This is a genomic window from Lysobacter defluvii IMMIB APB-9 = DSM 18482 (assembly GCF_000423325.1).
GTDB classification, from domain to species: domain Bacteria; phylum Pseudomonadota; class Gammaproteobacteria; order Xanthomonadales; family Xanthomonadaceae; genus Novilysobacter; species Novilysobacter defluvii.
Genome location: NZ_AUHT01000006.1, coordinates 18649 through 45083 on the forward strand (window position 1 = coordinate 18649; position 26435 = coordinate 45083).

The window sequence follows — 26435 nt, forward strand, 5'->3', positions numbered from 1 at the left end:
GCGGTGACAGACTGCCCGGCCCCCGTGCAGGACGCTGGTGACATGCCCGACCCGATTCCGCTGCTTATCGACACCGACCCCGGCGTGGACGACGCCCTGGCCTTGCTGATGGCGTTCAACGACACGGCCCACCGGGTGGTCGGCCTGTCCATCGTGGCCGGCAACGTCGGGCTGTCGCACACCGTAGGCAACGCGCTGAAGCTGTGCGACGTCGCCGGCCAGGAAGCGGTCCCGGTGTTCCCCGGCTGCGAGGGTCCGCTGGTGCACCCCTGCGAGGATGCCGCCGACGTGCATGGTGCCGATGGATTCGGCGACACCGGATACGTCCCCAGCGAGCGCAAGGCCAGCACGGAGCACGCCGCGCTGGCGATCCTGCGGCTTTCGCACGAGCACGCCGGCCGGCTGTTGCTGGTCGCCCTGGGGCCGCTGACCAACCTCGCGCTCGCGCTGCGGCTGGACCCGACCCTGCCGCAGCGTGTCGCCCGGCTGGTGGTGATGGGGGGCGCGGTGACCGGGCACGGCAACCTGACCGCGGCCGCCGAGTTCAACGTCGGCTACGACCCGGAGGCGGCGAAGGTGGTGTTCGACGCGTTCGATCGCATCGACCTGGCCGACTGGGAGGCCACGCTTGCCCACGGCCTGCACCATGACCGGGTGCTGGAGTGGCTGGACGCCGACAGCCCGCGCGCGCGCTTCTACCGCGACATCTCCCGCCGTACCCGCGAGTGGTCGGCCGACCGCCGCGGCGAGTACTGGCACTCGGCCGATGCGCTCGCCATGGCGCTGGCGCTGCGGCCCGACGGTGTGGTCGAGTCGGTGCGGCGCCCGTTGCAGGTCGAGACCGAGGGCCGGCATGCCCGCGGCAGCACCGTGGTGGACTGGCGCGGCCCGCCGGGCGAGGGCGTGGACATCATGCTGCGCTACGACCAGGCGCAGTTCGAGGCGCTGGTCCAGGCGGCGCTGGCCGCCACCTGAAACCCGCCGGGCCCGCGCCTTGCGCGGGGCCCCGTCCTGCGCCATACTGCGCAGCTTCCTTCCAGATTCCCAGCGTGAGTTGCCATGAAAGCCGGCATCCATCCCGAATACCGCGAAGTCGTGTTCCAGGACGTGACCACCGACTTTCAGTTCCTCACCCGTTCGACCCTTGCCAGCGGCAGGAAGAACGAGACCATCAAGTGGGAGGACGGCAACGAATACCCACTGGTGAAGATCGACATTTCGTCGGCCTCGCACCCGTTCTACACCGGCAAGCACAAGATCATGGACACCGGCGGCCGCGTCGACCGGTTCCGCAAGCGCTACGCGAAGTAATCCGCGTCCCGGGCCGCGTCCCGGGTGCTGCAGCGACGGCCGCCCACTGGGCGGCCGTTGTCGTTTCCGGCCTCCGCGGCCTGCACGGAACACTCTGTCTGCGCACGTGCCTCACCGACCATGCGCCGGGGCATGTGCGATAATCGCGGGGTCGCGTTCCCTGGTGTCGTTCCCGATCCGGGGGTCGCGCGAACCCATCCCCCCGGGCCCTGCAGGCGGTTGCCGCCGGGCCACCAGACATGAGGAGCGACTTCGTGTCCGACACCAACCAGGCCAACGTTTCCGTTGGCGGCTCCAGCGTCGACCTCGGCATTGCCACCCCCACCGTGGGCGCGCCGTGCATCGAGATCGGCAAGCTGCCCAAGGCCACCGGCCACTTCACCTACGACCCGGGCTTCACCGCCACCGCCAGTTGCAAGTCCTCCATCACCTACATCGATGGTGAGGAAGGCGTGCTGCTGTACCGCGGCTACCCGATCGAGCAGCTGGCCGAGAAGTCCAGCTTCCTCGAGGTCGCCTACCTGCTGATGAACGGCGAGCTGCCCAACAAGGACCAGTTCGCCACCTTCGAGCACGAGGTGACCCACCACACGATGCTGCACGAGGCGTACAAGAGCTTCCTCGGGGGCTTCCGCCACGACGCGCATCCTATGGCGATGCTGGTCGGCATGCTCGGCTCGATGTCGAGCTTCTACCACAACGACCTCGACCTGGCCGATCCGGAGCAGCGCCGCCTGGCGGCCATCCGCCTGATCGCCAAGGTGCCGACCATAGCGGCCGCGTGCTACCGCCACTCGATCGGCTGGCCGCTGCGCTACCCGCGCAATAACCTCGACTACACCACGCGCTTCCTGCACATGCTGTACGAGGTGCCGACCGAGCCGCTGGAGCTCAACCCGGTCGCGGCCAAGGCGATGGACCTGCTGTTCATCCTGCACGCCGACCACGAGCAGAACGCCTCGACCTCGACCGTACGCCTGGTCGGTTCGACCGGCGCCAACCCGTACGTGTGCGTCGCCTCCGGCGTCGCCGCGCTGTGGGGGCCGGCGCACGGCGGCGCCAACGAGGCGGTGCTGAAGATGCTCAACGAGATCGGCCGCCCGGAGAACGTCTCCTCGGCGATCGACAAGGCCAAGGACCGCGACTCCGGCTTCCGCCTGATGGGCTTCGGCCACCGCGTCTACAAGAACTACGACCCGCGCGCGGCGCTGGTGCGCAAGATGACCCACGAGGTGCTGGGCCAGCTGGGCGTGTCCGATCCGCTGCTCGAGGTCGCGATGAAGCTCGAGGAAGCGGCGCTGAAGGACGACTACTTCGTGCAGCGCAAGCTGTACCCGAACGTCGACTTCTACTCCGGCATCATCTACAAGGCGCTGGGCATCCCGGTCGAGATGTTCACCGTGATGTTCGCCCTGGCGCGTACCGCGGGCTGGGTCAGCCACTGGCTGGAGCAGCAGGAGGACCCGGAGAACAAGATCGGCCGTCCGCGGCAGGTCTACACCGGTGCGGCGGCCCGCGACTACGTGGGGATGGACCAGCGCTGAGGCCGGGCGTGGATCCGGGTGCGGCCTCCCTGGCCCACCCGGCCATCCGGTGGTTTGCACGACGCCCCGCTCTTGCGGGGCGTTCGCTTGTGGGCAGCCGTTTCTTCGGCTCCGCGGCAGGCTCCGCGGTGCCGCCGCTGGGGCTCCGGTGCCGCAGCAGGCAAGCCGGCCGGTTTGCGATCAGTCGCCGGCGGGGCCTTCCAGGGTCCGGCGCAGCTGCGCCGCCGACGCCCGCTGCATCGGCCGCTCGTCCACCGGTGACAGCGGCGCCTGCCTCAGCACGGCGAGCGGCAGCACCACCAGGTCGAACCCTACGCCCCCCGCTTCCAGGTGCCAGGCCGGGAACCGGCCCCGGCGCGCGCGGTCCAGGCGAACCGTGCGCTCGCCCGGCTCGGCCGGGATCGCGTGCTGGGCCAGAAAGCGCGGCACCGCGTCCGGGTCCTCGCTGTGCAGGTGCAGGGTGACCGGCGTGCTGGCGTCGGCCGTGCCATCCATCACCGGCCCGGCAAGCCTCGGCTGGAACGGGGCGAGGAATTCCATCGCCTCCAGCGCGGCCTCGCGCGCCTGGTGCAGGACGTCGCCCGCGTCGGGCTGGAACAGGCGCCGGTAGTCCAGCAGCGCCCGTTCGACGTCGGTGTTGTGTGGCAGCGACGCCTCGTCCCGGTAGCCGAGCCGCTGCGCCGCCTTCAGCTTGGCCCGGGTGTAGTCGGCGCCGCCACCCTCGGCGAGCAGCCTGGCGGCGTCCTGGGCGACCTGCTGGCGCCGCTGGTCCAGGGCCGCCTGCCCGGCTCCGCCGCGGCGGCGGGCAGGGCGTTGCCGGGAAGACGGCGGCCGGGATCCGCGGGCCGTGTTGCGTGCCATGGCGACCTCCATTGCACCGCCGGAAGGGGTGCACCAGGCCACGCTATCACGCTCAGAAAATGTCGAAGACCTCTTCGGTCGGGACGGATTCATCCGGGCCCCAGTCCGACCAGCCCTGCATCCGTTCCAGGTCCTCGACCTTGACCCACTCCTGGATCCCGCCGCTGCCTTCCGGCAGCAGGCTGCCGTTGGCGGCCACGGACACGCGCACCATGCCGTCCGGCGGGGTGTCGTCGGTCAGCGGACGCCCTTCCAGCGCCGCCTCCATGAGCTCGATCCAGACCGGTAGTGCCGCGCGGCCGCCGTACTCGCCGCGGCCCAGGGAGGTGAAGTCGTCGCGGCCGACCCAGACCGTCGTGACCAGCCCGCCACCAAAGCCGGAGAACCAGGCATCGCGGTGCTCGTTGGTGGAACCGGTCTTGCCACCCACGTCCTCGCGCTCCAGCGACAGCGCCTGGCGGCCGGTACCGCGCTTGACCACGTCCTTGAGGATGGAGTGGATCTGCCAGGCCACGCGCGGGTCGATCGCCCGCGGCGCGAGCTCCGCATCGGCGGGCAGGGTCTGGACCTGCCGGGGAGCCTCGGCGTCGGCGTCGGCGTCAGCCGCCTCCGGCGCGGGCGGCGGCGTGGTCGGGCCGAAGTTGAAGCCCCCGACGGTGTTGTCCGGCTGCGCGGCGACCGGGGAGCCGGCCTGGCCGGAGCACTCCCGGCAGGCGACCACCGGCTCTTCCTTGAAGATCACCACGCCGTCGCGGTCGCGCACCTCGTCGATCAGCCACGGCTCCACCCGGAAGCCGCCGTTGGCGAAGGCGGCATAGCCGCGCGCGATCGACAGCGGCGTCAGCGACGCGGTACCCAGCGACATCGAGAGGTTCGGCGGGATGCTGTCCTTCTCGAAACCGAAGTGGCTGATGTAGTTGCGCGCGTACTCGACGCCGATGGTGTCCAGCATGCGCACCGAGACCAGGTTGCGCGAGCGCACCAGCGCCTCGCGCAGGCGCATCGGGCCGATGAACTTGCCGTCGTCGTTCTGCGGGCGCCAGATGTTGCCGGCGCGATCCTGGAACACCACGGGCGCGTCCATGACCACCGACGCCGGGTGGTAGCCCTTCTCAAGCGCCGCGGCATACAGGAACGGCTTGTAGCTGGAGCCCGGCTGGCGCTTGGCCTGGGTGGCACGGTTGAACTTGCTGCCGGCGAAGCTGAAGCCTCCGTTGAGGGCGCGCAGCGCACCGGTGCGGGCCTCCATGGTGACCAGCGCGGTCTGCGCGGCCGGGATCTGGGTCAGCCGGTACCGCGGGGTGGCGTCCGCCTCGCCCTCACCGGCTTCGCCTTCTTCTTCGGTGTCGCGGTACACGCGGACCATGTCGCCGCGCTCGAGCAGCGACCCCGGGCTGCGGTTGCCCCAGCCGTCCTCGCTGCCCAGATCCACCTCGCGGCCGCTGGGCAGCACCACCGTGGCAGCGCCGTCCCGGGTTTCCAGCACGATGGCCGGGACCATGTCGACCTGGGTGGGAATGCCGCGCAGCCGGGCACTGGCCTCCTCGGCGCCCTCGTCCTCGCCCAGCTCGAACTGCTGCTCGGCGCCGCGCCAGCCGTGGCGGCGGTCGTAGGTCACCAGTCCGTTGCGCACGGCGGTGTTGGCGGCGCGCTGCATGTCGGCGTCGATGGTGGTGGTGACGCGGTAGCCGCGCGTGAGCGCCTCGGCACCGTAGCGCTCCACCATCTCCTGCCGGACCATCTCGGCGATGTAGGGCGCGTAGAGCTGGATCGGCGGCTCGTGCGGGCTGGCATGCATCGCGGTCGCCTGGGCGGTGGCGCGCTCGGCGGGGCTGATGAAGCCGAGCATCTCCATGCGCTCAAGGATGTAGTCGCGGCGCACCTTGGAACGGGCCGGGTTGCTGAGCGGGTTGGCGCTGGACGGGAACTTCGGCGTGCCCGCCAGCGCGGCCATCTCGTCCAGGTCCAGCTCGTCGAGCTTCTTGCCGTAGTAGAACTCGGCCGCCGCGGCCACGCCGTAGGCGCGGTTCCCGAAGAAGCTGTTGTTGAGGTAGAGCTCGAAGATCTCGTCCTTGCTCAGCTCGCGCTCCATGCGGAACGCCAGCAGCATCTCGGCCGCCTTGCGGGTGTAGCTGTACTCGGTGCTGAGGAAGAACTGGCGGGCGACCTGCTGGGTGATGGTCGAACCGCCGGGCACGCGCTCGTCGTCGGTGGTCAGCAGCAGCCACACCGCCCGCGCCACGCCCTTGAAGTCCACGCCGTGGTGCTCGTAGAAGCTGGAGTCCTCGATCGCGATGAAGGCCTGCTTGAAGCGCTCGGGCACCTCGTCGATGCCGACCGGGTACCGGCGCATCTCGCCGAACACCGCGATCAGCGAACCGTCCGAGGCATGGACGTACATCGGCTCCTGCAGCTCGACCTCGCGCAGCGTTTCCACGTCGGGCAGGCCGGAGGAGATGCGGGCGTACAGCACGCCGGCGACGACGGCGCCCGCCACCGCCAGCACGGCGAAGGTCAGCAGGGTCCAGCGGAGGATTCGGCGGAGTCGGGGCGACATCGAGCGCATCCGGCAGGCGGTTGGCGGCCGGGCAGTATAGAGTAGGGAGGGGCAACGCCTGCCGACCGTTGCGGGGCCTGTTAGACGCATCGCGGCAGAAAGGTGCGCTGGTGGGCAGTTAGTGGGCGAAAGGGTTGCGGGGGCGTAAAAAGTCCGTTATCTAGGACGCCGGCCACAACAGGTGCGCAAGCGCACGAGTGGCAATGGGGGAATACCTTGGGTGTGATCAGGAAGAGCCAGCCGGCGCTCGTCGGCGTGGATATCAGCTCTACTGCCGTGAAGCTGTTGCAGCTGTCACGCAGCGGTAGCCGTTACCGCGTGGAGCACTACGCGGTCGAACCCCTCCCGCCCAACGCGGTGGTGGAGAAGAACATCGTCGAGGCCGACGCGGTCGGCGACGCGATCCGGCGCGCGGTGAACCGCTCCGGGACGCGCGCGCGCCATGCGGCGGCCGCGGTCGCCGGTTCGTCGGTGATCACCAAGGTGATCCCGATGTCGGCCGAGCTGGAAGAGGACGACCTGGAAGCCCAGGTCGAGCTCGAGGCGGTCAACTACATCCCGTACCCGATCGAGGAAGTGAACCTCGACTTCGAGGTCCTCGGCCCGGTGCCCGGGAGCACCGAGTCCGTCGAGGTGCTGCTGGCCGCCTCGCGCGCCGAGAACGTGGAGATCCGCGCCTCGGTACTGCAAGCCGGTGGCCTCACTCCCAAGGTCATGGACGTGGAGGCGTTCGCGATCGAGAACGCCTTCGGCCTCATCGCCGACCAGCTCACCGTGCCGCCGGGCGGCCTGGTCGCGCTGATCGACTCGGGCGCCACGATGACCACGCTCAACGTCCTGCGCGGCGGCCGCAGCATCTACACGCGCGAGCAGGTCTTCGGCGGCAAGCAGCTGACCGACGAGGTCATGCGCCGCTACGGCCTCAGCTACGAGGAGGCCGGCTTGGCCAAGCGCCAGGGCGGGTTGCCCGACACCTACGAATCCGAGGTGCTGGATCCCTTCAAGGAAGCAATGGTCCAGCAGGTCAGCCGACTGCTGCAGTTCTTCTATGCCGGCAGCGAGCACAACCGGGTCGACCAGATCGTCCTCGCCGGCGGCAACGCCGCGATCCCGGGCATCGCGGCGATGGCCGAGGAGCAGCTGGGCGTGCCGACGCTGACCGCCAACCCGCTGGCCCACATGACCCTGCGCCAGGGCGTGAACGCACGCGCGCTGGCGCAGGATGCCCCGGCGCTGATGATCGCCTGCGGCCTGGCCCTGAGGAGTTTCGACTGATGGCGCGGATCAACCTGTTGCCCTGGCGCGCCGAGCGGCGGCGCCAGCGCCAGAAGGAAGCAATGGCCTGGCTCGGGCTCAGCGTCGCCGGTGCCGTGCTGCTCTCGTTGCTGATCATCACCTGGCACAACCGCCAGATCGACGGGCAGCGGGACCGCAACGAGTTCCTGCAGGCGCGCATCGCCGAGGTCGACGAGCAGATCAAGGAGATCGACCAGCTCGACGAGCAGAAGTCCCGCCTGCTGGCCCGCAAGGAAGTGATCGAGAAGCTGCAGGCCAACCGCTCGCAGATGGTGCACCTGTTCGACTCGCTGGTGCGCACCATTCCCGACGGCGTCGTGCTGACCTCGCTCAAGCAGGACAGCGAGATCCTGACCCTCAACGGCCGCGCACAGTCCAACACCCGGGTCAGCACCTACATGCGCAACCTGGAAGGGTCGGGCTGGATGACCCGCCCGGAGCTGTCGATCATCGAGGCCAAGGGCTTCGAGCAGGGGCTGCCGTACCAGTTCACCCTGACCGTGCGGCTGGCCAACCCCACCGCGCCGGTCGACGAGGACGGCGACGGGATTCCGGATCCGGTGCCGCCGGTGTCGGAGGCGATCGGCCTGGATGGCGCCGAGCCCATGCCGGTGGATGCGGAAGCAGGCACCGCCGACGGGGAACCCGCAGGGGAGGCCGCGGAAGGCGCGGTTCCCGCAGCCGACGGCGCGCAGACCGATGCGCCCGCTGACGCCGGCGCCGACGCTGCCGAAGGAGCCGAGTCGTGAGCAAGAAGAAGATCAACATCCGCGAACTCGATTTCAACAACATCGGCGGCTGGCCGCATGAGGCGAAGATCGGGCTCTACGTCCTGGTCGCGCTGCTGATCGTCGGCCTGTGCTGGTGGGTGTTCGTGCGCGACCAGCGCGAGACGCTGGCCGGACTGGAACGCACCGAGGCCGAGCTGCGCGCCGAGTTCGAGACCAAGCAGGGCCGCGCGTCCAACCTGGAGCCCCTCAAGCAGCAGCTGGCACAGATGGAACAGCAGCTGCAGCAGATGCTGCGCCAGTTGCCAAGCCGCACCGAGATGCCGGACCTGATCACCGACATCTCGCAGACCGCGATCGCCACCGGCATCAGCAACGAGCTGTTCCAGCCCGGCCCGGAAGTGCCGTTGGAGTTCTATGCCGAGAAGCCCATCGCCCTGCGCATGGTCGGCAGCTACCACCAGTTCGGCGGCTTCGTCAGCGGCGTGGCCTCGCTGCCGCGCGTGGTCATCATGACCATGCACGACATCTCGCTGAAGCCACGAGGCAACAGCGATGCCGGCATCCGCGAGAACTCGCCGCTCGAGCTGGCCGGCACGGTGAAGACCTACCGCTACCTCGACGAGGACGAAGTGGCGGCGATGCAGGAAGGGGAGGAGGGCTGACATGGCCGTGCAGATCCACGACCGCGCCCGTCCGCGGCTGATCACGGTGGCCCTGGTGGCCCTGGCCGTGGCCGGCTGCGCACGCGGCGTCACCAGCACCCCGGGCGATGCCCCCAACCTCGAGAACTGGGTGGCCGAAGTGCGCGCCAAGCCCGCGCCGCCGCTGGACCCGCTCCCGGTGATGCAGCAGTTCGAGACCTTCGAGTACGCCGCACAGGACCTGCGCGACCCGTTCTCGAACGCCTTCACCGACCGCGACGACTCCAATGGTCCGCGGCCTGATTCGGACCGGCGCAAGCAGACGCTCGAGCAGTTCCCGCTCGATAGCCTGGACATGGTCGGGACCCTGGGCACCGGCGGTTCGCTGGCGGCCCTGGTGTTGGCGCCCGACAAGGTGACGTACCGGGTCCGTCCCGGCGATTACATGGGCCAGAGCGACGGCCGGGTGACCGGCGTGTTCGAGGACCGCGTGGAACTGGTGGAACTGGTGCCCGACGGGGCAGGCGGCTGGCTCGAGCGCCCTGCTTCGATCGCGCTGGAAGACAATTGAGGACCGGGGGAATAGCACGATGACCGTTTTCAACCGCAACCGCTCGCAGCGTGCGCAGCATTCCCTGCAGTGGCGATTCGGCCGGGGCATTGGCATCGGCCTGCTGGCCGGCGCCCTGGCCGCGTTCACCGCGGTGCATGCCGCGCCGCTGGGGCAGGACGCCACCACGCCGGTTCAGCCGGCACCGCTCAACAACCCGGATCCAGCCAAGCAGCTGCCGGGTGCGATCTCGGTGTCGGACATCGACTTCAAGCGCGGTGAGGGCGGCGCGGGGCGGCTGACCCTGCGCTTCAGTGGCGACGGCGCCACGCCGGACCTGCGCAACGAGGGTTCGCGCGTCGTGGTCAAGGTGCCCAATGCGCAGCTGCCCACGCACCTGCAGCGACCGCTTGATGTGTCCGACTTCGCCACCCCGGTGGACTCGGTGGAGGCGCGGGGCAGCGGTAGCGGTTCCATGCTGGTTCTCCATACCGACGGTGCCTTCGAGTCGCTGGCCTACCAGACCGGCAACGAGTACATCGTCGAGGTCGTGCCGCGCGCGGACGTCGCGGACGTGGCCGGCGGCAGCCCCCGCGCGATGGGCCAGACCAGCTCGGTCGACACCGTTGAAAGCGAGCGTGCCTACTCGGGCATGCCGGTCACCTTCAACTTCCAGGACGTGCCGGTCCGCACCGCGCTGCAGCTGATCGCCGAAATGGCCGGGCTCAACGTGGTCGCCGCCGACAACGTGCAGGGCAACCTGACCCTGCGCCTGGTCAACGTGCCGTGGGACCAGGCGCTGGACCTGATCCTGCGCGCCAAGGGCCTGGACAAGCGCCGCAGCGGCAACGTCATCTGGGTTGCGCCGCAGCAGGAGATCGCCAACTACGAGCAGGCGATCGAGAAGGCCCGCATGGATCTGGAGAACAGCGTCGAGCTGGTCACCGAGTACATCCAGATCAACTACCACAACGCCGAGCAGATCTACACGGCGCTGACCGAGGCGCGCGGCATGGGCGGCGGCCAGGGCGGCCAGGGCGCCGGTGGCGCCACCGACACCGGCTTCATGTCGCAGCGCGGCCGGCTGGTCGCGGATGCGCGTACCAACACCCTCATGATCAGCGACACGCCCAAGAAGGTCGCCGAGATGAAGGAGCTGATCCGCGTGATCGACCGTCCGGTCGACCAGGTGGTGATCGAGGCGCGCGTGGTCATCGCGACCGAGTCGGTGGCGCGTGAGCTGGGTGCCCGTTTCGGCGTCAGCGGTGTCAAGGACAACGCTGCCTTCAGTGGCAGCCTGGACCGGAACACCGAGAACTGGAATTCCCGTGTCAACGCGGATCGCGCGTATGAGAACTGGATCCGGAATGGTGCGGAAGGCGACATCCCCGCGGGGCCGACCATCACCCGCGGCCTGATGAGCGACCTGGCCGTCACCAACCCGGCTGGCGCGCTGGCACTGTCGATCCTCAACGCCGGCTACCTACTCGACATCGAGCTGTCGGCCATGCAGCAGCAGGGCCGTGGCGAGGTCATCTCCAACCCGCGCGTGGTTACCAGCAACCAGCGCGAGGCGGTAATCCGCCAAGGTGAGGAGGTCGGCTACGTGACCATCCAGCCTGCCACCGCCGGTGGCGTGGCCACCCCGAGCGTCCAGTTCAAGGACGTGTTGCTGGAGATGATCGTCACCCCGACCATCACCAACGACGGGCGCGTGTTCCTCAACCTCAACGTCAAGAAGGACGAGGTCGAGGGCTGGGTCGACACCTCCATCGGCGACGTGCCGCGCATCGCGACCCGCGAGGTCAACACCGCGGTGCTGATCGAGGACGGCCAGACCGTGGTGATCGGCGGCGTGTACGAGTTCCGCGACCGCGACGACGTCACCAAGGTGCCGTTCCTGGGCGACATCCCGTTCCTCGGCAACCTGTTCAAGAACAAGAGCCGCAGCAACGAGAAGGCCGAGCTGCTGATCTTCGTCACCCCGCGGGTGCTCGAGGTCGCGCAGCGCAACCACCGCGGCTGACCGCCCGCACGCAGCAACCACGACGGGGCCTTCGGGCCCCGTCTGCGTTATGACCGCCGCTGAATCCGACGGCGGCGCCGCTTAACGCCTGCACCGCCGATGGTTCACACTCGGGCGCAGGCATATCCATGAGTCTGCAATGCACCAGGACGATCCCATCGCATCCGCCGAGCCGTCGCCGTCCGCCGCCGCGGCCCAGGAAGGAGGCACCTCCGCCGTGCACCGGATGTTCCTCGAGCTGCGCCAGGCGCTTGCAAGGGAGATCATCGGCCAGCAGGTCCTGGTTGACCGGCTGCTGATCGCCCTGTTGGCGGACGGTCACCTGCTGGTGGAGGGCGCGCCGGGGCTGGCCAAGACCAGCGCGATCCGTGCGTTGGCGGAGCGGCTGGAGGCCGACTTCGCCCGCCTGCAGTTCACCCCCGACCTGCTGCCGGCCGACCTGACCGGAACCGAGGTGTGGCGCCCGCAGGAGGGCCGCTTCGAGTTCCAGGCCGGGCCAGTGTTCCACTCGCTGCTGCTGGCAGACGAGATCAACCGCGCCCCCGCGAAGGTCCAGTCGGCGCTGCTGGAGGCGATGGGCGAGCGGCAGGTCACCGTTGGCCGGACCACGTACCGGCTGCCGGAGCTGTTCCTGGTGATGGCGACCCAGAACCCGATCGAGCAGGAGGGCACCTTCCCGCTGCCGGAGGCCCAGCTCGACCGGTTCCTGATGCATGTGCGCATCGGATACCCGGAGGCCGATGCCGAGGCGGCGATCCTGCAGCTGGCGCGGGAGCGGGCCCGGCGCGAACGCGCCGCCGCGCCGCCGGCGCTGCGGAAGGTGTCCCAGGACGACGTGTTCGCCGCGCGCGCCGAGGTGCTGGCCCTGCACATGGCGCCGGCTGTGGAGCGCTACCTGGTCGAGCTGGTGCTGGCCTCGCGCACGCCGGAACGCTACGACGAGGCCCTGGCGCGGCGGATCGCCTGGGGCGCCAGCCCGCGCGGATCGATCGCGCTGGAGCGCTGTGCCCGGGCCCATGCCTGGCTGTCCGGCCGCGACTTCGTCACCCCCGACGACGTGCGGGCGATGGCGCCGGACGTGCTGCGCCACCGCGTGCTGCCCAGCTACGAGGCCACGGCGGAAGGCTGGGACGGCGAGCGCCTGGTCGAGGACCTGCTGGCGCAGGTCCCGCTGCCCTGACGGGAGACAGGCGCGTGAGCGAGCAGGGCATCCGCCCGACCCTGGCCGAGCTGATCGAGCTGCGTGCCGCGGCGACCGGCCGGCGGGTGCCGCGGCGCGGCCGCCTCGGGCACGGACCCGCGCCCTCGCCGCTGCGTGGGCGCGGCATGGAATACGCCGAGTCGCGCGAGTACACCGCGGGCGACGACGCGCGGCACATCGACTGGCGGGTGACGGCCCGCAGCGGCCGCGCCCACACCAAGGTCTACCAGGCCGAGCGCGAGCGCCTGAGCCTGGTCGTGGCCGACACGGCGCCCGCGCTGTATTACGGGACCCGCGTGCGCTTCAAGTCGGTGCAGGCCGCCCGCGCCGGCGCGGTGGCGGCCTGGCTTGCCGCGCGGGAAGGCGACCGCGTGGCGGCGCTGCGCGCGAGCCTGCGCGAGCCCCCGGTGCCGCCGGCCGGTGGCCAGCGTGGCGTGCTGAGGGTGCTGGACGCCCTGGTGCGCTGGTACGCGGCCCCGCCCGACGACGACGCCGGGCTGCCGGTGGCGCTCGACCACGCCCGCCGGCTGCTGCGGCCGGGCGCGCGCCTGCTGGTCCTGGCCGAGCCGGGCTCCCTTCCCGCCGTGCCGGCCACCCAGTGGGCGGCGTTGGCCCGCCGCGCGGAAGTGCTGGTGCTGCTGCTGGTTGATCCGCTGGAGATGGAACCGCCGGCCGGGCTGCTCGGCTTCCGCGACGGCGGCGAGCGTTACCAGCTCGACCTGTCCAGCGCCGCGGTGCGCGAGCGCTGGGCGCAGGCGTTCCGTCAACCGGTGCAGGACGCGCTGCAACGCCTGCCGGGGCGTGGCGTCCGCGTGGAGCTGCTGGCAACCGACGCGCCGAGTGACGCCTGGCTTCCCGTGCTGGACCGGCCACAATCGCGGGTGGCCTGATGGATCCGGCCTCGCTCCCGCTGCGCGACATCCACCAGCCGCCGGCGCCGCCGTTCTGGCCGCCGGCACCGGGGTGGTGGCTGTTGGCGCTGGCAGTCCTCGCGCTGCTGGCCGCGTTCTGGTGGTGGCGGCGCCGGGAGGCGCGACGGCGTGCGGCGATCGCCCGGCTGTTCGACTCCGCAGTCGACGCCGCCCCGACCCCGGCCGCCGAGCTCGCGGCGATCTCGGAACTGCTCCGGCGTGCCGCACGCCGCATCTACCCGGCCGCGGACCGCCTCGACGGCGAGGCCTGGCTGGAGTTCCTCGACCGCCACGGCCCGGCACGAAAGAAGGACGCCATCGGCACTGACTTCACCCGCGGGCCGGGCCGATTGCTGCTCGAAGGGCCGTGGCGCAGCGAGGTGCCCGCGGCCGAGGTCGCGCGCCTGCGGCCGCTGGCGCGGGCGCGGTTCCTGGCGTGGATGGGCGGCTGATGGAGCTGCCCTCCGCCCCGGCAGCGCTCGGCTCCTTGGTGCTCGCATGGCCGTGGATGCTGCTCGCGCTCCCGCTGCCCCTGCTGGCGTGGTGGCTGCCGCCGCTGCGCCGGCGCGCCGGCGCGAGCCTGCGGGTACCGCTCGGCGATCGGCTGGCGCGGGTGGCCGCGGGCGGCGGTGCGGCCCCGGGGCGCCGCTTCCCGTGGCTGCTTGCACTGGCCTGGATTGCGCTGTGCCTGGCCGCGGCGCGCCCGCAGCAGCTGGGCGAGCCGGTGCAGCCGCCCCTCGAGGGACGAGAGCTGATGCTGGCGCTGGACCTGTCGGGGAGCATGCAGGAGCCGGACATGGTGCTCGGCGGCCGGCCGGTCGACCGGCTCACCGCCGCCAAGGCGGTGCTGGCCGACTTCCTCGACCGCAGGCGCGGGGACCACGTCGGCTTGCTGGTGTTCGGGCGCCGCGCCTACGTGCTGGCTCCGCTCACCCGCGACCACGCCACGGTGCGCCAGCAGCTCGCCGACAGCGTGGTCGGCCTGGCCGGGCAGGAGACCGCGATCGGCGATGCCATCGGCTTGGCGGTCAAGCGCCTCCGCCCCGGGAGCGCCGATGGCGGGCGCGACGATTCGTCCACCCGCGACCGGGTCCTGGTCTTGCTGACCGACGGGGTGAACACCGCCGGCCTGCTGGACCCGCTCAAGGCGGCCGGGCTGGCCGCGGACGCCGGGGTGCGGGTACACACCATCGCGTTCGGCGGCGACGGGACGTTGTCGATCTTTGGCTTCCAGATCCCTCGTGGCGGCGAGCAGATCGACGAGGAAACGCTACAGGCGATTGCCGCGGAAACCGGCGGGATGTTCTTCCGCGCCCGCGACACCGCCGAGCTCGCCGGCATCTATGCCGAAATCGATCGCCTCGAGCCGGTCGAGCTCCCGGGAGTCGCGGTGCGACCGCGTCTGGAGCGCTACCACTGGCCGCTGGCGCTGGCCTTTGGGCTGGGGCTGCTGTCCCTTGGGCTTGGCCTGTGGAGGCGGGCATGAGCGGCATGAGCGGCGTGCACCTGTTCCGGCCGGAATGGCTCTGGCTCCTGGCCTTGCTGCCGGTGCTCGCGTTCGCGTGGTGGCGCCGCCGGCGCCGGGCGCGGGCCTGGGAGGATGCCGTCGACCCTCACCTGCTGGCCCACCTGCTCGAGCGGGGGGAAGGCCGGCGTGGCCGGGCGTCCGCGGTCGCCGCGTTGCTGGCCTTCCTGGTGGCCGTGGTGGCACTGGCCGGGCCTTCGTGGCGGCAGGTGGCGCAGCCGCTGTGGCAGGGCGGGATGCCGCTGGTGGTGGCGATGGAGCTGTCGCCGGCAATGCTCGCCGCCGACCTGCCGCCCAGCCGCCTTGCCCGCGCGCGGGACAAGCTCTCCAGCCTGCTCGCCGGCCGCGAAGGCGGGCAGGTCGGACTGGTGGTGTACGGCGACGATGCGTTCACGGTGGCGCCGCTCACCGACGACCCGGCCAACGTCGCGGTGTTCCTCGACAGCCTGCATCCGGATGTGGTCCCGGTGCCGGGGCAGGCGGCGAGCCGCGGCCTGGAGCACGCTGTGCGGCTACTGGAGCAGGCGGGGTTCGATCGTGGGCAGGTGCTGCTGCTGGCCAGCGAGGCCGACGCGCGGGCGGCCTCCGCCGCCGCCGCCGCTCGCGCCGCGGGACACGAGGTATCGGTGCTCGGCATCGGCACGCAGGAAGGCGCGCCCTACCGCGCCGGCGACGGCCAGCTGCATACCTCGCGGCTGGACGTGGCGGGGCTGGAGTCGGTGGCACAGGCCGGCGGTGGCCGCTACCGCACGATGAGCGACGACGGCTCGGACCTGGAGGCACTGGGGGTGCTGGACCCTGGTGGCGGCACCGGGCAGTCCGCCGGCGGCGAGGCGTCGACCTGGGTCGATGAAGGTTACTGGCTGCTTCCGGTGCTGATGTTGCTGGTGCTCGCCGGCTTTCGCAGGGGCACCGGCATGCGGGTGCTGGTACTCGGGGCAGGGCTTGGCATGGTGCTCGCACCGCCGCCCGCGCAGGCCATCGACTGGTGGCAGCGGGCGGACCAGGCGCGGCACGAGCAGATGCAACAGGGCGTGGACGCCTACCGCGATGGCGAGTACGCGGCCGCGGCCCAGGCGTGGGAGGGGCTGGATACCGCCGACGCCCACTACAACCGGGGCAACGCCCTGGCGCGCCAGGGCCGCTTCGCCGAGGCGATCACGGCCTACGACCGCGCACTGGAACTGCAGCCGGGGATGGAGGACGCGTTGGCCAACCGCGAGGTGGTGCAAGCGGCAATGGACCGCCAGCCGGACGGCGGGGGTGCCCCGCAGGATCCGGGCCAGCAGCCGGGCAATCCGTCGTCCGCGGGGCAGTCGGGGCGGCCGGGCGAGGGCGAGCCCACGGGAGACCCGGGGGAGTCCGAAGGCCAGCCGGAGCCAGGATCGGAGGGCGATGCCGACAGTCCCGATCCCGGCGATACAGGCACCCCTCCGCCCGGCGGGGAATCCGGGCAGGATGCCGCCGACCAGGCGCAGCGCGACCGGATGGAGCAGGCCCTGGAGGACCGGCAGGACGCAGGGGAGCCCGAGACCGCGGTGGCGGAGCACGCCCCCGAGACCCCGCAGGAGCGCGAACGCCGCATCGCCAACGAGGCGTGGCTGCGCCGGGTCCCGGATGATCCGGGTGGCCTGCTGCGCGAGAAGTTCCGGATCGAACACGAACGGCGCCGCCTGCACGGCGGACGGGAGGACTGACCGATGCAAGCCGCCCTGCGGATCCTCGCCTGGATGGCGCTGCTGTTGCCGCTCGCCTTCGCCGGGCCCGTCCACGCGGAGGAGCCGCGTGCCTGGCTGGACCGGGACGAGGTTGTCCTGGGCGAGACCGTCACCCTGAACATCCAGGCCGATGGCTCGACCCCGCCCGACTACGAGCCCCTGCGTGCCGACTTCGAGATCAGCGGACTCACCAGCCGCAGCCAGCTGGTGGCGGTCGACGGCGAGTCGCGGACGCGCACCCTGTTCGCCGCCGCGCTGCGCCCGCTGCGCGCGGGCACGATCCTGATCCCGCCGTTGGTAGTGGGGGGCGAACGCAGTAACCCGGTGACCCTGGTCGTGGCGCCGGAATCGGCGCAGGAGCCCGCCGGCGCGGGCGCCGACGTGTTCCTGGAGAGCGTGCCCGACGATCCCGAACCCTATGCCCAGCAGGCAGTCGGCTGGGTGGTGCGGCTGTACTCCGCGGTCCCGTTGGTGTCGGGGCAGCTCGACCAGCCGGCGCCGGCCGGGGCCACCCTGCGCCAGGTCGGCGAGGACGCCCAGTACACCCGCAGCGTCGCCGGCCGGCACTACAACGTCATCGAGCGGCGTTACCTGCTGATCCCCGAACGCAGCGGCCCGCTGGAAGTGCCGGGTGCCCGGTTCGAGGGGCGCGGTGCCCGCGGCTTTTTCGACGACGTGCTGGGCCGGGGCGGCAGCCTCACCGCCACCGCCCGACCACAGCGCCTGCAGGTGCAACCAGTGCCGGACGGCGCTCCCCAGCCCTGGCTGCCCCTGCACTCGCTTGCGCTGGGTTACCGCGCCTTGCCCCGGGAGCTGCACGCCGGCGCGGCGGCGACCGTGACCATTGAGATGGTCGCCGACGGCGCGGGCGAGGGCCAGGCACCGGAGCTGCGCTTGCCCGCCGTGCCCGGCCTGCGCGTGTTCCCGGAGCCTGCCCAGGTCGAGCAGCGGTTCGTGGACGGCCGGCCGCGGGTCACCGTGCGGCGACAGTTCGCGCTGGTGCCCTCGGCGGCGGGCGAGGTCACGCTCCCAGCCTTGGAACTGCAGTGGTGGGACGTGGGGGCCGATCGCGCGAGGACCGCGCGCCTGGAGCCGGTGACCCTGACCGTCCTGCCAGGTGCGGGCGTGCCCACCCGGCCGGCTCCCGCAGGTGCAACCGATCCCACGATGGGCGATCCGGGCGCGGACGCCGGCGCAGGGCTGGCTGGCGATGTCCCGGCGCCGCCCTCCAACCGCGGATGGATCCTCGCCGCCGCGACCTTTGCCGCGCTGTGGTTGCTGACGCTGGTCTGGGCCCTGCAGCGCCGCGCCCCCGCGGGCGCCCAGCCCGGCGACGCTCCGATAGGACGTGCGCAGCCGGCCGCGGACCCCTCGCTGCTCAAGCAGGCCCTGGACACGGGTGACCTCGGCGACGTGGCCGATGCGCTGTGCGCCCTGGCCGGGCCGGGGGTGCGGGACATGGACGGCGTGCGCGCCAGGCTTGCCGACCCGGCGCAGGTCGCGGCGGTGGAGGCGCTCGAGCGCGCGCGCTGGGCTGGCGGTGATGGGCCGGCGGCCCGGCGGCAGTTGCGCGAGGCCTTCGCCGGCGGCGCGCGCTGGCATCCCGCGCCAGTCGAATCGCCGCCATTGCTGGCTCCGCTGTACCCACGGCGGGGGGACACCAACGGCACAAGGTAGCGGCGCGCGGCTTTGCTAAGCTCGCCGGCCCCGGGGAGGAGACACCGCGAATGAACCAGGCACCCGAGACCGCGCCGGCGGGCAAGCCGCGTATGCCCCTGCACACCAGGATGCTGATCGGCTTCATCGTCGGCCTGGGCGCGGGCATCGCCGCCAACCTCCTGGTGGGCGAGGCCGCCTGGCTGGACGCGGTGATCCGCTATGTCGCCGATCCGATCGGCCAGGTCTTCCTGCGCCTGCTGTTCATGCTGGTGATTCCGCTGGTGTTCTCCGCCCTGGTGCTGGGCGTGGTGGAACTGGGCGACCCCCAATCACTCGGCCGCATCGGCGGGCGCACGCTGATCTGGATCCTGGTGGTCACCACCGCGGCGGTGACCATCGGGATGGTCATCGTGAACCTGTTCCAGCCTGGCGCCGGGATCCCGGAGGACGTGGCCGCGACCCTGCTGGCCAGCGGCTCGGAGCGCGCCGGGCAGATCGCGACCCAGCGCGAGGGCGTGTCGGGGATCGATATCCTGCTCAACATCATTCCCCGCAACCCGGTGCAGGCCGCCGCGGACGGCGACCTGATCGCGGTCATCTTCTTCGCGATGATGCTCGGCATCGCGGCGACCATCCTGCGTACGCCTGCCACGAAGACCTTCGTCGGCGCCGTGGAGGGGCTGTACGAGATCTGCCTGAAGCTGATCGACTGGGTCATCCAGCTGGCGCCGTACGCCGTCGCTGCGCTGCTGTTCTCGATCACCGCCCGCCTCGGGCTCGACGTGCTGGTCCAGCTGGCGCAGTTCGTCGGCACGGTGCTCGCGGCGCTGGGCCTGCACATGTTCGTGGTGCTCCCGATCCTGCTGCTGCTGTTCGGCCGGATGAGCCCGCTGGTGTTCTTCCGCGGTGCCCAGCCGGCACTGCTGACCGCGTTCTCGACCTCGTCCTCGTCGGCGACCCTGCCGACCTCGCTGATGGTCGCCGAGGAGAACCTGCGGGTGCCGCGGCCGGTTGCGCGCTTCGTGTGCACGGTGGGGTCCACCGCCAACATGAACGGCACGGCGCTGTTCGAAGGCATCACCGTCCTGTTCCTGGCGCAGTTCTTCGGCGTCGAACTCAGCCTGGCCCAGCAGGTCCTGGTGCTGCTGATGTGCGTGCTGGGCGGCATCGGCGCGGCGGGGGTGCCGGGCGGGTCGCTGCCGGTGATTGCGATGATCCTGGTGATGTTCGGCATCCCGCCGGAGGGCATCGGCCTGATCCTCGGCGTGGACCGGTTCCTGGACATGTGCCGCACCGTCGTGAACGTATGCGGCGACCTGGTCGGTTCGGTGGTCATCGGCCGCCACGAGGTGGCCGCCCCTGCGCCGCTTCCGCCCGGCGACTAGGCCGGGCTGCTGGGCAGGCCGCTGGGGGGGGTGACTTGCCGGGCGGCTGAACCGCGGCCGCGGCCGCGATCGTCGGATCCCGGCCCGGTCGCCTGACACGCCCGCCCGGGGGTGGGACAATGGCCGGCCCGCGTGGCCGACAGGCCGCGCGCGCCGCCCACTTCCAGAGCCCGCCATGCCGACGCCGACCCGCCGCGACCTCGCCAACGCCATCCGTTTCCTCGCCATCGACGCCGTGCAGGCGGCCAACTCCGGCCACCCCGGCATGCCGATGGGCATGGCGGACATCGCCGAGGTGCTGTGGAACGACTACCTGAGCCACAACCCCGCCAATCCGGGCTGGCTCAACCGCGACCGCTTCGTGCTGTCGAACGGCCACGGCTCGATGCTGCAGTACGCGCTGCTGCACCTTGCCGGCTACGACCTGCCAATCGAGGAGCTGAAGAACTTCCGCCAGCTCGGCAGCAAGACCCCGGGGCACCCGGAGAACTTCGTCACCACCGGCGTGGAAACCACCACCGGGCCGCTGGGGCAGGGCTTCGCCAACGCGGTGGGTTTCGCGCTCGCCGAGAAGCTGCTGGCCCAGCGCTTCAACCGCGATGGCCACGAAATCGTCGACCACCGCACCTGGGTGTTCATGGGCGACGGCTGCCTGATGGAAGGCATCAGCCACGAGGCGGCGTCGCTGGCCGGCACCTGGGGGCTGAACAAGCTGGTGGCGTTCTGGGACGACAACAGCATCAGCATCGACGGCGACGTAGCCGGCTGGTTCACCGACGACACCCCGGCGCGCTTCGAGGCCTACGGCTGGAACGTGGTGCGCGGCATCGACGGCCACGACCCGGAGTCGATCAAGGCCGGCATCGAGCAGGCGCTCGCCTGCAGCGACAGGCCGACCCTGATCTGCTGCCGCACCACCATCGGCTACGGCTCGCCCAAGCACGCGGGCAAGGAATCCAGCCACGGCGCGCCGCTGGGCCTGGAGGACATCGCCGCCTGCCGCACCGGGCTGTGCTGGGAGCACGAGCCCTTCCACGTTCCGCAGGACATCTACGACGCCTGGAACGCGACCGGCGCCGGGCGTGAGCGCGAGGAGGCCTGGAACCAGGCAATGGCCGCCTACCGCGAAGCCTTCCCGGAGCAGGCCGCCGAGTTCGAGCGCCGCATGCGCGGCGAGCTGCCGGCGGACTTCGCAACCCACGCCGACGAGTACATCGCCAAGCTCCAGGCCGAGGGCCCGAAGGTCGCTTCGCGCAAGGCCTCGCAGATGGCGATCGAAGCCTACGCGCCGCGCCTGCCCGAGCTGGTCGGCGGCTCGGCCGACCTGGCCGGCTCGAACCTGACCCTGTGGAGCGGCAGCAAGACCGTCGCCAGCACCGACCCGGACGCCAACTACATCTACTTCGGCGTGCGCGAGTTCGCCATGAGCGCCATCAGCAACGGCCTGGCCCTGCATGGCGGCTTCATCCCGTACGACGCGACGTTCCTGGTGTTCTCCGACTACGCCCGCAACGCGGTGCGCATGAGCGCGCTGATGGGGGCGCGCGCGGTGCACGTCTATACCCACGATTCGATCGGCCTGGGCGAGGACGGCCCCACCCACCAGCCCATCGAGCACCTGGCCAGCCTGCGCTACATCCCCCACAACGACGTGTGGCGCCCGTGCGATGCGGTCGAATCCGCTGTCGCCTGGAAGGCCGCGGTCGAGCGCGCGGACGGCCCGAGCTGCCTGGTGTTCTCGCGCCAGAACCTGGACCCGCAGCAGCGCGAACCGGGGCAGGTGGCCGACATCGCCCGCGGCGGCTACGTGCTGAAGGACTCGGCGGGCGAGCCGGAGCTCATCCTGATCGCGACCGGCTCCGAGGTCGGGCTGGCGATGCAGGCGGCGCAGGAGCTGGGCGATTCGGTGCGCGTGGTGTCCATGCCGTCCACCGACGTGTTCGACCGTCAGGACCAGGCCTACCGCGAATCGGTGCTGCCGAGGGCCTGCCGCAAGCGCGTGGCCATCGAGGCCGGCGTTTCCGACTTCTGGCGCAAGTACGTCGGGCTCGATGGCGCGGTGATCGGCATCGACCGCTTTGGCGCCAGCGCCCCGGCGGGCGACCTGTTCAAGCACTTCGGCTTCACCGTCGACAACGTCGTCGAGGCCGCCCGCTCCCTCTGACGCCCGCTCTTCCCCCTCTCCCGCTCGCGGGGCGAGACGGCGCTGCTTGCGCGCCACTGGCGCGCGCGTCGTCGAGCGCCTGCGCCGCTGGCGCAGGCCGGGGCGCGGAGCGGGGCCGGGGTGAGGGCCTTGACACCAAGGTTTACAAGCGTAATCTGCATGCAACGACCGTTTACGCGAGTAATCAAGTGCAGATCAGCGAAGCCGAATCCGTCGTCATGGAGGCGCTCTGGCAGCGCCACCCCCTGGTTGCCGATGAGGTCGTAGCTGCCGTCGCCGCCGACCGCGGCTGGCAGGAGCCCACGGTCAAGACGCTCCTCAACCGCCTGCTGAAGAAGGGCGCGATCAGCGCCGAGCGCGACGGGCGCCGCTACCTGTACTCCCCCGTGCTGCGGCGCGAGGACTGGGTGCTCGAGGAGAGCACGGGGCTGCTTGACCGGCTGTTCCAGGGACGGGTGGCGCCGCTGGTGGCGCACTTCAGCCAGCACCGGCGCCTGGACGAGGCCGACGTCGCCGAGCTGCGTCGCCTGCTGGAGGAGATCGACGATGGCAAGCGCTGAGCTTCTCGCCTGGCTGGCCCAGTCGACCTTCGCCGGCAGCATTGCCGTCGCGGCCGTGCTGCTCGCCCGCCGACCCATGCGGCGGCTGTTCGGCGCCCGCGTCGCCTATGCGCTGTGGATCCTCGTGCCCCTCGCCCTGCTGGCCGTCGCCATGCCCGCGCCGGATCCGACCAGGCACGGCCCCGCGGTGGTCAAGGCCGTGGCATCGCTCCAGATGCATGCTGCCGGAGGCGGCGCGGCCGCGGGCAGTGCACCACTCCTGTGGGCGTGGGCCGCGGGCGTGCTGGCAAGCGCGGCCCTGTTCGGGATTGCGCAGCGGCGGTTCGTCCGCTCGCTGGGGCCGTTGCGCCCGCGCGCAGACGGTCTCCACCAGGCCGCCGGCGCACACGGGCTGCCCGCGGTGATTGGGCTCGTACGGCCTCGCATCGTCGTGCCGCCGGATTTCGCGTCGTGCTACGACGATACCGAGCGCCGACTGGTGCGGCTGCACGAGCAGTTGCACATCCGCAGCGGCGACCTGGTGGCCAACGCGGCGGCGATCGCCCTGCGCTGCCTGTTCTGGTTCAACCCGCTGGTCCACCTGGCCTGGCGCCACTTCCGCCACGACCAGGAGCTGGCCTGCGACCAGCGCGTGCTCGAACGCCACCCACGAAAGCGGCGCCAGTACGGCGCGGCGATGTTGAAGACCCAGCTTGCGGCGTCGCCGTTGCCGCTGGCGTGCACCTGGGGCTACGGCCATCCACTCAAGGAGAGAATCGCGATGCTGAAGCAACCCCTGCCGTCATCCCGCCGGCGGCTCGCCGGCGCCACCGCCGCCTGCCTGTTGGCCTCCACCGTGGCGTTTGCCAGCTGGGCGGCGCAGCCCTCCGGCGGCACGACGCCCGTGACGACCGACGTGGAGAGCCGCCTGTTGAACCCGCCCAGCTACCCCGCGCACGCCGTCGAGCAGAAGATCGAAGGCAAGGTGGTGCTGATCGTCGAGGTGGACGCGTCGGGCAAGCCCCGGGACGTCGTGGTGGAAAGCGCCGAGCCCGCCGGTGTGTTCGAGGAGGCGGCCGTCGAGGCCGTGCACAAGTGGTTGTTCAACCCGGCGACGGAGGACGGTCGCCCGGTGTCCAGCCGCGTCCGCGTCCCGGTCACCTTCGCCATGGACCCGCCGGAAGGGCAGGGCGCGAACTAGCCCCTGGCCCCGGCCGCAACCCGCGCGCCCGGTTCCAGCCCCCGCAGGAACTCGGCGGCCGGTTGCGGCCGCTGGATGAAGTAGCCCTGGGCGCGGTCGCAGCCGGCCTGCCGCAGCGTATCCAGCGTTTCCGCGTCCTCCACGCCCTCGGCCACCACCACCAGCCCCAGCTGGTGGCCCAGCTCGATGATCGCGCGGACCAGCGGCAGCGCGCGGGGGGCGTGCGGAAGGTCCTTGATGAAGGCGCGGTCGATCTTCAGTTCCGTCGCCGGGAAGCGCTTCAGGTACGCCAGCGACGAATAGCCGGTGCCGAAATCGTCGAAGGCGACGCCGAAGCCTGCATCGCACAGCCGGCGCAGCAGGCGCTCGCTCGCGTCCGGGTCCACCATCAGCGCGGTCTCGGTCACCTCCAGCGTCACCGCGCCGGGCGGGATGTCCCACACGGCCGCGGTGGATGCCAGGTGCTCGACCAGCCCCGCCTCGCCGAACACGCGGGGGGACAGGTTGATGGCGATGCCCAGCGTCGGGTCGACGCGCCGGGCCTGTGCCACGTGGCGCAGGCTGGTGTTGATGCTCCACCAGGTCAGCTCGGAGATCAGCCCGGTGCGCTCGGCCATCGGGATGAAGCGGTCCGGCGGGACCCGGCCAATCTCCGGATCATTCCAGCGGCTCAGGGACTCGGCGCCGACCATCCCGCCGTGCTGCACGTCCAGGATCGGCTGCAGCCAGGCTTCCAGCTGGTTGGCGCCCAGGGCTTCCCGCAGGCGGGCATAGGGGACCTGCAGCGGCTCCTCGCCCGCCTGGTGGATCGCGACCGGCCCCTGCTGGCCCTGCAGGGCACGCGTGAACGCGTACTCTGCGTTGCGCAGCAGGGTCGTGGCGTCGCGTCCGTGTGCCGGGGCGGTGGCCACCCCGATCACGACCGAGTTCATCACCTCGGAGCCGCCAAGGGAAAGCGGCTGCTCGAAGGCGCGCGCGGCGCGGTGACCCGCGAGCGCGGCGTGCTGGATGTCGTGCAGGCCGGGGAGCAGCGCGACGAATTCGAACTCGCCGATCCGGTACAGGCGGTCGCTGGGGCGAAGCAGCGTGCGCAGGCGCTCGTGCGCGGTTTCGCCGAGCTGGTCGCCCGCGGCGTAGCCGTACATCTGCAGGAAGTCGCGGACCCGCTGCAGGCGCACCAGCATCACGCCGGTCACGGCGTCCGGCCCGGCGCTGGCGAGCATGGACTCCAGCGCCTCGACCAGCGGCCCGCGGTTCACAGGTACAACTCCGCCGGGTCCAGTCCGTAGGTTCCCACCGCGAGGCCGCATACGACGTTGATCTGCTCGTCGGCCGGCAGGTCCTCCGGCTGGTCCATCAGGTCCATCGGCTGGAACTGCGGCAGCAGCGACTTGTCGGCGTCGGTCAGCAGCATGATCCGCGGACGCAGGCGCCGCGAGGGGTTCTGCATCATCACCACGCCGACCTGGCCATTGCTCAGCTCGACCAGGGAGCCGGTCGGGAATGCGCCGAGGCAGGAGATGAACTGCTCGACCAGCTCGCCCTGGAAGGCGGAGTCGCGTGCTTCGTAGATCACCTGCAGGGCCTGGTGGCGCGAACGCGTGGTCGCCCAGGGGCGCGGGCTGATCATCGCGTCGAAGGCGTCGATGATGGCTGCGATCCTCCCGTACAGGGGAATCGATGTCCCGGCCAGGCGGTTGGGATAGCCGGTCCCGTCCCAGCGCTCGTGGTGGGTGCGCACCATCTCGATGACGTCCGGGCCGTGCCCGCCCGACTCTTCGAGCACCTCCGCGCCCTGGCCCACGTGCCGGCGCACCAGGGTCATCTCGGCGTGCGTCAGCGGACCGGGCCGGGTGAGGAGGTCCTGCGGCAGCCGGGTCTTGCCGATGTCGAGCAGCAGCCCGCCGCTCGCCATGTCCACGAGCAGTTCCGCCGGCAGGCCCAGGTGCCGGCCGAAGGCCGCGGCCAGCATGCTGCAGTGGATCGCATGGCTGTAGGCGTAGCCATCGCTGGCGCGCAGGGCGTTGACCCACAGCAGCGTGTCGGCGTTGCGCAGCAGGCTTTCCACCACCGGCTCGACGGCGCTGCGGACCTCCTCCGCATCCAGCCTCCCCCCCGAGGCCGCACCGGTGAACAGGCGCTCCGCGGTCCGCGCCGCCTCGCTCAGGGCTTCGTGCGCCTGTGGCAGTTCCTCGGCGAAGGCGGCGGTGTCGTGGTAATGGCGGCTGCCGAGCAGTTCCTCGGGCGATTGCTGCCGGGGTTCGTCCGGCGGCGCCGGGCCGAGGGTCACGTCGATCCAGATGGTTTCGCAGTTCGCCCGCACCCAGTCGAGTTCCTCCGCCGAATCGACGAGGAACCCCTGCAGCGGGAACGGCGTGCCCTCCCAGGCACGGTCCAGGCGGCACACGTACATGCCCTCGGCCAGGCGGTCGACCGGGATCTGGCGCTCGTGGAACTTCATCCGCCACCGCCGCGGCACGGCTGCAGGTGCCCGGGAACGTTTCGGTCGGGATGGATCTGGGGTGGCATGGGGGGGGCGGGGCTCCGGTGTCCTGGTCAGTATCGGCGAATCCGCCGCCGGCTTTACCCCTGCGGTCCGGTGTGCCCGCCGCTCA

22 protein-coding genes are annotated in these 26435 nt (G+C 71.3%); 18 read left to right on the plus strand and 4 right to left on the minus strand.

The genetic code is table 11. The features are described from left to right. Positions 1-42: 42 nt before the first annotated feature. From G545_RS0104540 to G545_RS0104550, 3 genes are all read left to right on the plus strand, one after another. Complete coding sequence (locus G545_RS0104540; RefSeq protein WP_027069357.1) at positions 43-975, plus strand: nucleoside hydrolase; 933 nt, start codon at positions 43-45, stop codon at positions 973-975. An 84-nt stretch (positions 976-1059) separates the two neighbouring features. Further along, a complete protein-coding gene (locus G545_RS0104545) occupies positions 1060-1311 on the plus strand; it encodes a type B 50S ribosomal protein L31 (RefSeq protein WP_027069358.1) in 252 nt (83 codons plus the stop codon). Positions 1312-1565: 254 nt separating this feature from the next. Beyond that, entirely contained in the window at positions 1566-2855 is a 1290-nt protein-coding gene (locus G545_RS0104550) for a citrate synthase (protein WP_027069359.1), read from the plus strand. A 180-nt stretch (positions 2856-3035) separates the two neighbouring features. Here G545_RS0104550 and G545_RS0104555 read toward each other — a convergent pair whose 3' ends face one another. Beyond that, positions 3036-3716: a hypothetical protein gene (locus G545_RS0104555; protein WP_231553170.1), complete on the minus strand. Its 681-nt coding sequence runs from the start codon at positions 3714-3716 to the stop codon at positions 3036-3038. 52 nt (positions 3717-3768) lie between these two features. Beyond that, positions 3769-6273: a penicillin-binding protein 1A gene (locus G545_RS0104560; RefSeq protein ID WP_036136366.1), complete on the minus strand. Its 2505-nt coding sequence runs from the start codon at positions 6271-6273 to the stop codon at positions 3769-3771. A gap of 216 nt (positions 6274-6489) precedes the next feature. Between G545_RS0104560 and G545_RS0104565 the strand changes: the two genes are divergently transcribed. From G545_RS0104565 to G545_RS13540, 15 genes are all read left to right on the plus strand, one after another. Next, a complete protein-coding gene (locus G545_RS0104565; RefSeq protein ID WP_027069362.1) occupies positions 6490-7548 on the plus strand; it encodes a pilus assembly protein PilM in 1059 nt (352 codons plus the stop codon). Next, positions 7548-8318, plus strand: a complete 771-nt coding sequence (locus G545_RS0104570) for a PilN domain-containing protein (RefSeq protein ID WP_027069363.1) — start codon at positions 7548-7550, stop codon at positions 8316-8318. The genes G545_RS0104565 and G545_RS0104570 overlap by 1 nt, the downstream gene beginning before the upstream one ends. Further along, positions 8315-8962 (plus strand): type IV pilus inner membrane component PilO, encoded by a 648-nt coding sequence (locus tag G545_RS0104575; protein WP_027069364.1) that lies wholly within the window; start codon positions 8315-8317, stop codon positions 8960-8962. Before G545_RS0104570 ends, G545_RS0104575 begins: the two co-directional genes overlap by 4 nt. Before the next feature lies 1 nt (position 8963). Continuing rightward, positions 8964-9512: a pilus assembly protein PilP gene (locus G545_RS0104580; RefSeq protein ID WP_052106589.1), complete on the plus strand. Its 549-nt coding sequence runs from the start codon at positions 8964-8966 to the stop codon at positions 9510-9512. Between the two features lie 19 nt (positions 9513-9531). After that, complete coding sequence (locus G545_RS13535; RefSeq protein WP_052106588.1) at positions 9532-11517, plus strand: type IV pilus secretin PilQ; 1986 nt, start codon at positions 9532-9534, stop codon at positions 11515-11517. Between the two features lie 139 nt (positions 11518-11656). Continuing rightward, positions 11657-12697 (plus strand): AAA family ATPase, encoded by a 1041-nt coding sequence (locus G545_RS0104590; RefSeq protein ID WP_081677728.1) that lies wholly within the window; start codon positions 11657-11659, stop codon positions 12695-12697. 14 nt (positions 12698-12711) lie between these two features. Beyond that, positions 12712-13608, plus strand: coding sequence for a DUF58 domain-containing protein (locus G545_RS0104595; RefSeq protein ID WP_244874613.1), 897 nt, complete (start codon positions 12712-12714; stop codon positions 13606-13608). After that, entirely contained in the window at positions 13608-14081 is a 474-nt protein-coding gene (locus G545_RS0104600) for a DUF4381 family protein (protein WP_027069367.1), read from the plus strand. Before G545_RS0104595 ends, G545_RS0104600 begins: the two co-directional genes overlap by 1 nt. Continuing rightward, positions 14081-15115, plus strand: coding sequence for a vWA domain-containing protein (locus G545_RS0104605; RefSeq protein WP_027069368.1), 1035 nt, complete (start codon positions 14081-14083; stop codon positions 15113-15115). Before G545_RS0104600 ends, G545_RS0104605 begins: the two co-directional genes overlap by 1 nt. Next, the gene (locus tag G545_RS0104610; protein WP_036138412.1) at positions 15112-16851 is read left to right on the plus strand and encodes a tetratricopeptide repeat protein; all 1740 of its coding nucleotides are present in this window, start codon (positions 15112-15114) and stop codon (positions 16849-16851) included. Before G545_RS0104605 ends, G545_RS0104610 begins: the two co-directional genes overlap by 4 nt. Positions 16852-16854: 3 nt before the next feature. Next, positions 16855-18549 (plus strand): BatD family protein, encoded by a 1695-nt coding sequence (locus tag G545_RS0104615; protein WP_027069370.1) that lies wholly within the window; start codon positions 16855-16857, stop codon positions 18547-18549. A 50-nt stretch (positions 18550-18599) separates the two neighbouring features. Then, a complete protein-coding gene (locus tag G545_RS0104620; RefSeq protein ID WP_027069371.1) occupies positions 18600-19916 on the plus strand; it encodes a dicarboxylate/amino acid:cation symporter in 1317 nt (438 codons plus the stop codon). A gap of 175 nt (positions 19917-20091) precedes the next feature. Further along, positions 20092-22080: a transketolase gene (gene tkt, locus G545_RS0104625; protein ID WP_027069372.1), complete on the plus strand. Its 1989-nt coding sequence runs from the start codon at positions 20092-20094 to the stop codon at positions 22078-22080. A gap of 188 nt (positions 22081-22268) precedes the next feature. Next, positions 22269-22640, plus strand: a complete 372-nt coding sequence (locus tag G545_RS0104630) for a BlaI/MecI/CopY family transcriptional regulator (RefSeq protein WP_027069373.1) — start codon at positions 22269-22271, stop codon at positions 22638-22640. Continuing rightward, the gene (locus G545_RS13540; protein ID WP_052106519.1) at positions 22627-23820 is read left to right on the plus strand and encodes a TonB family protein; all 1194 of its coding nucleotides are present in this window, start codon (positions 22627-22629) and stop codon (positions 23818-23820) included. The genes G545_RS0104630 and G545_RS13540 overlap by 14 nt, the downstream gene beginning before the upstream one ends. Here the strand turns inward: G545_RS13540 and G545_RS0104640 are convergent. Further along, positions 23817-25079 (minus strand): putative bifunctional diguanylate cyclase/phosphodiesterase, encoded by a 1263-nt coding sequence (locus tag G545_RS0104640; RefSeq protein ID WP_027069374.1) that lies wholly within the window; start codon positions 25077-25079, stop codon positions 23817-23819. The two genes, G545_RS13540 and G545_RS0104640, sit on opposite strands and share 4 nt — an antisense overlap. Further along, entirely contained in the window at positions 25076-26281 is a 1206-nt protein-coding gene (locus tag G545_RS0104645) for an HD-GYP domain-containing protein (RefSeq protein WP_036135941.1), read from the minus strand. The genes G545_RS0104640 and G545_RS0104645 overlap by 4 nt, the downstream gene beginning before the upstream one ends. Positions 26282-26435 lie beyond the last annotated feature (154 nt).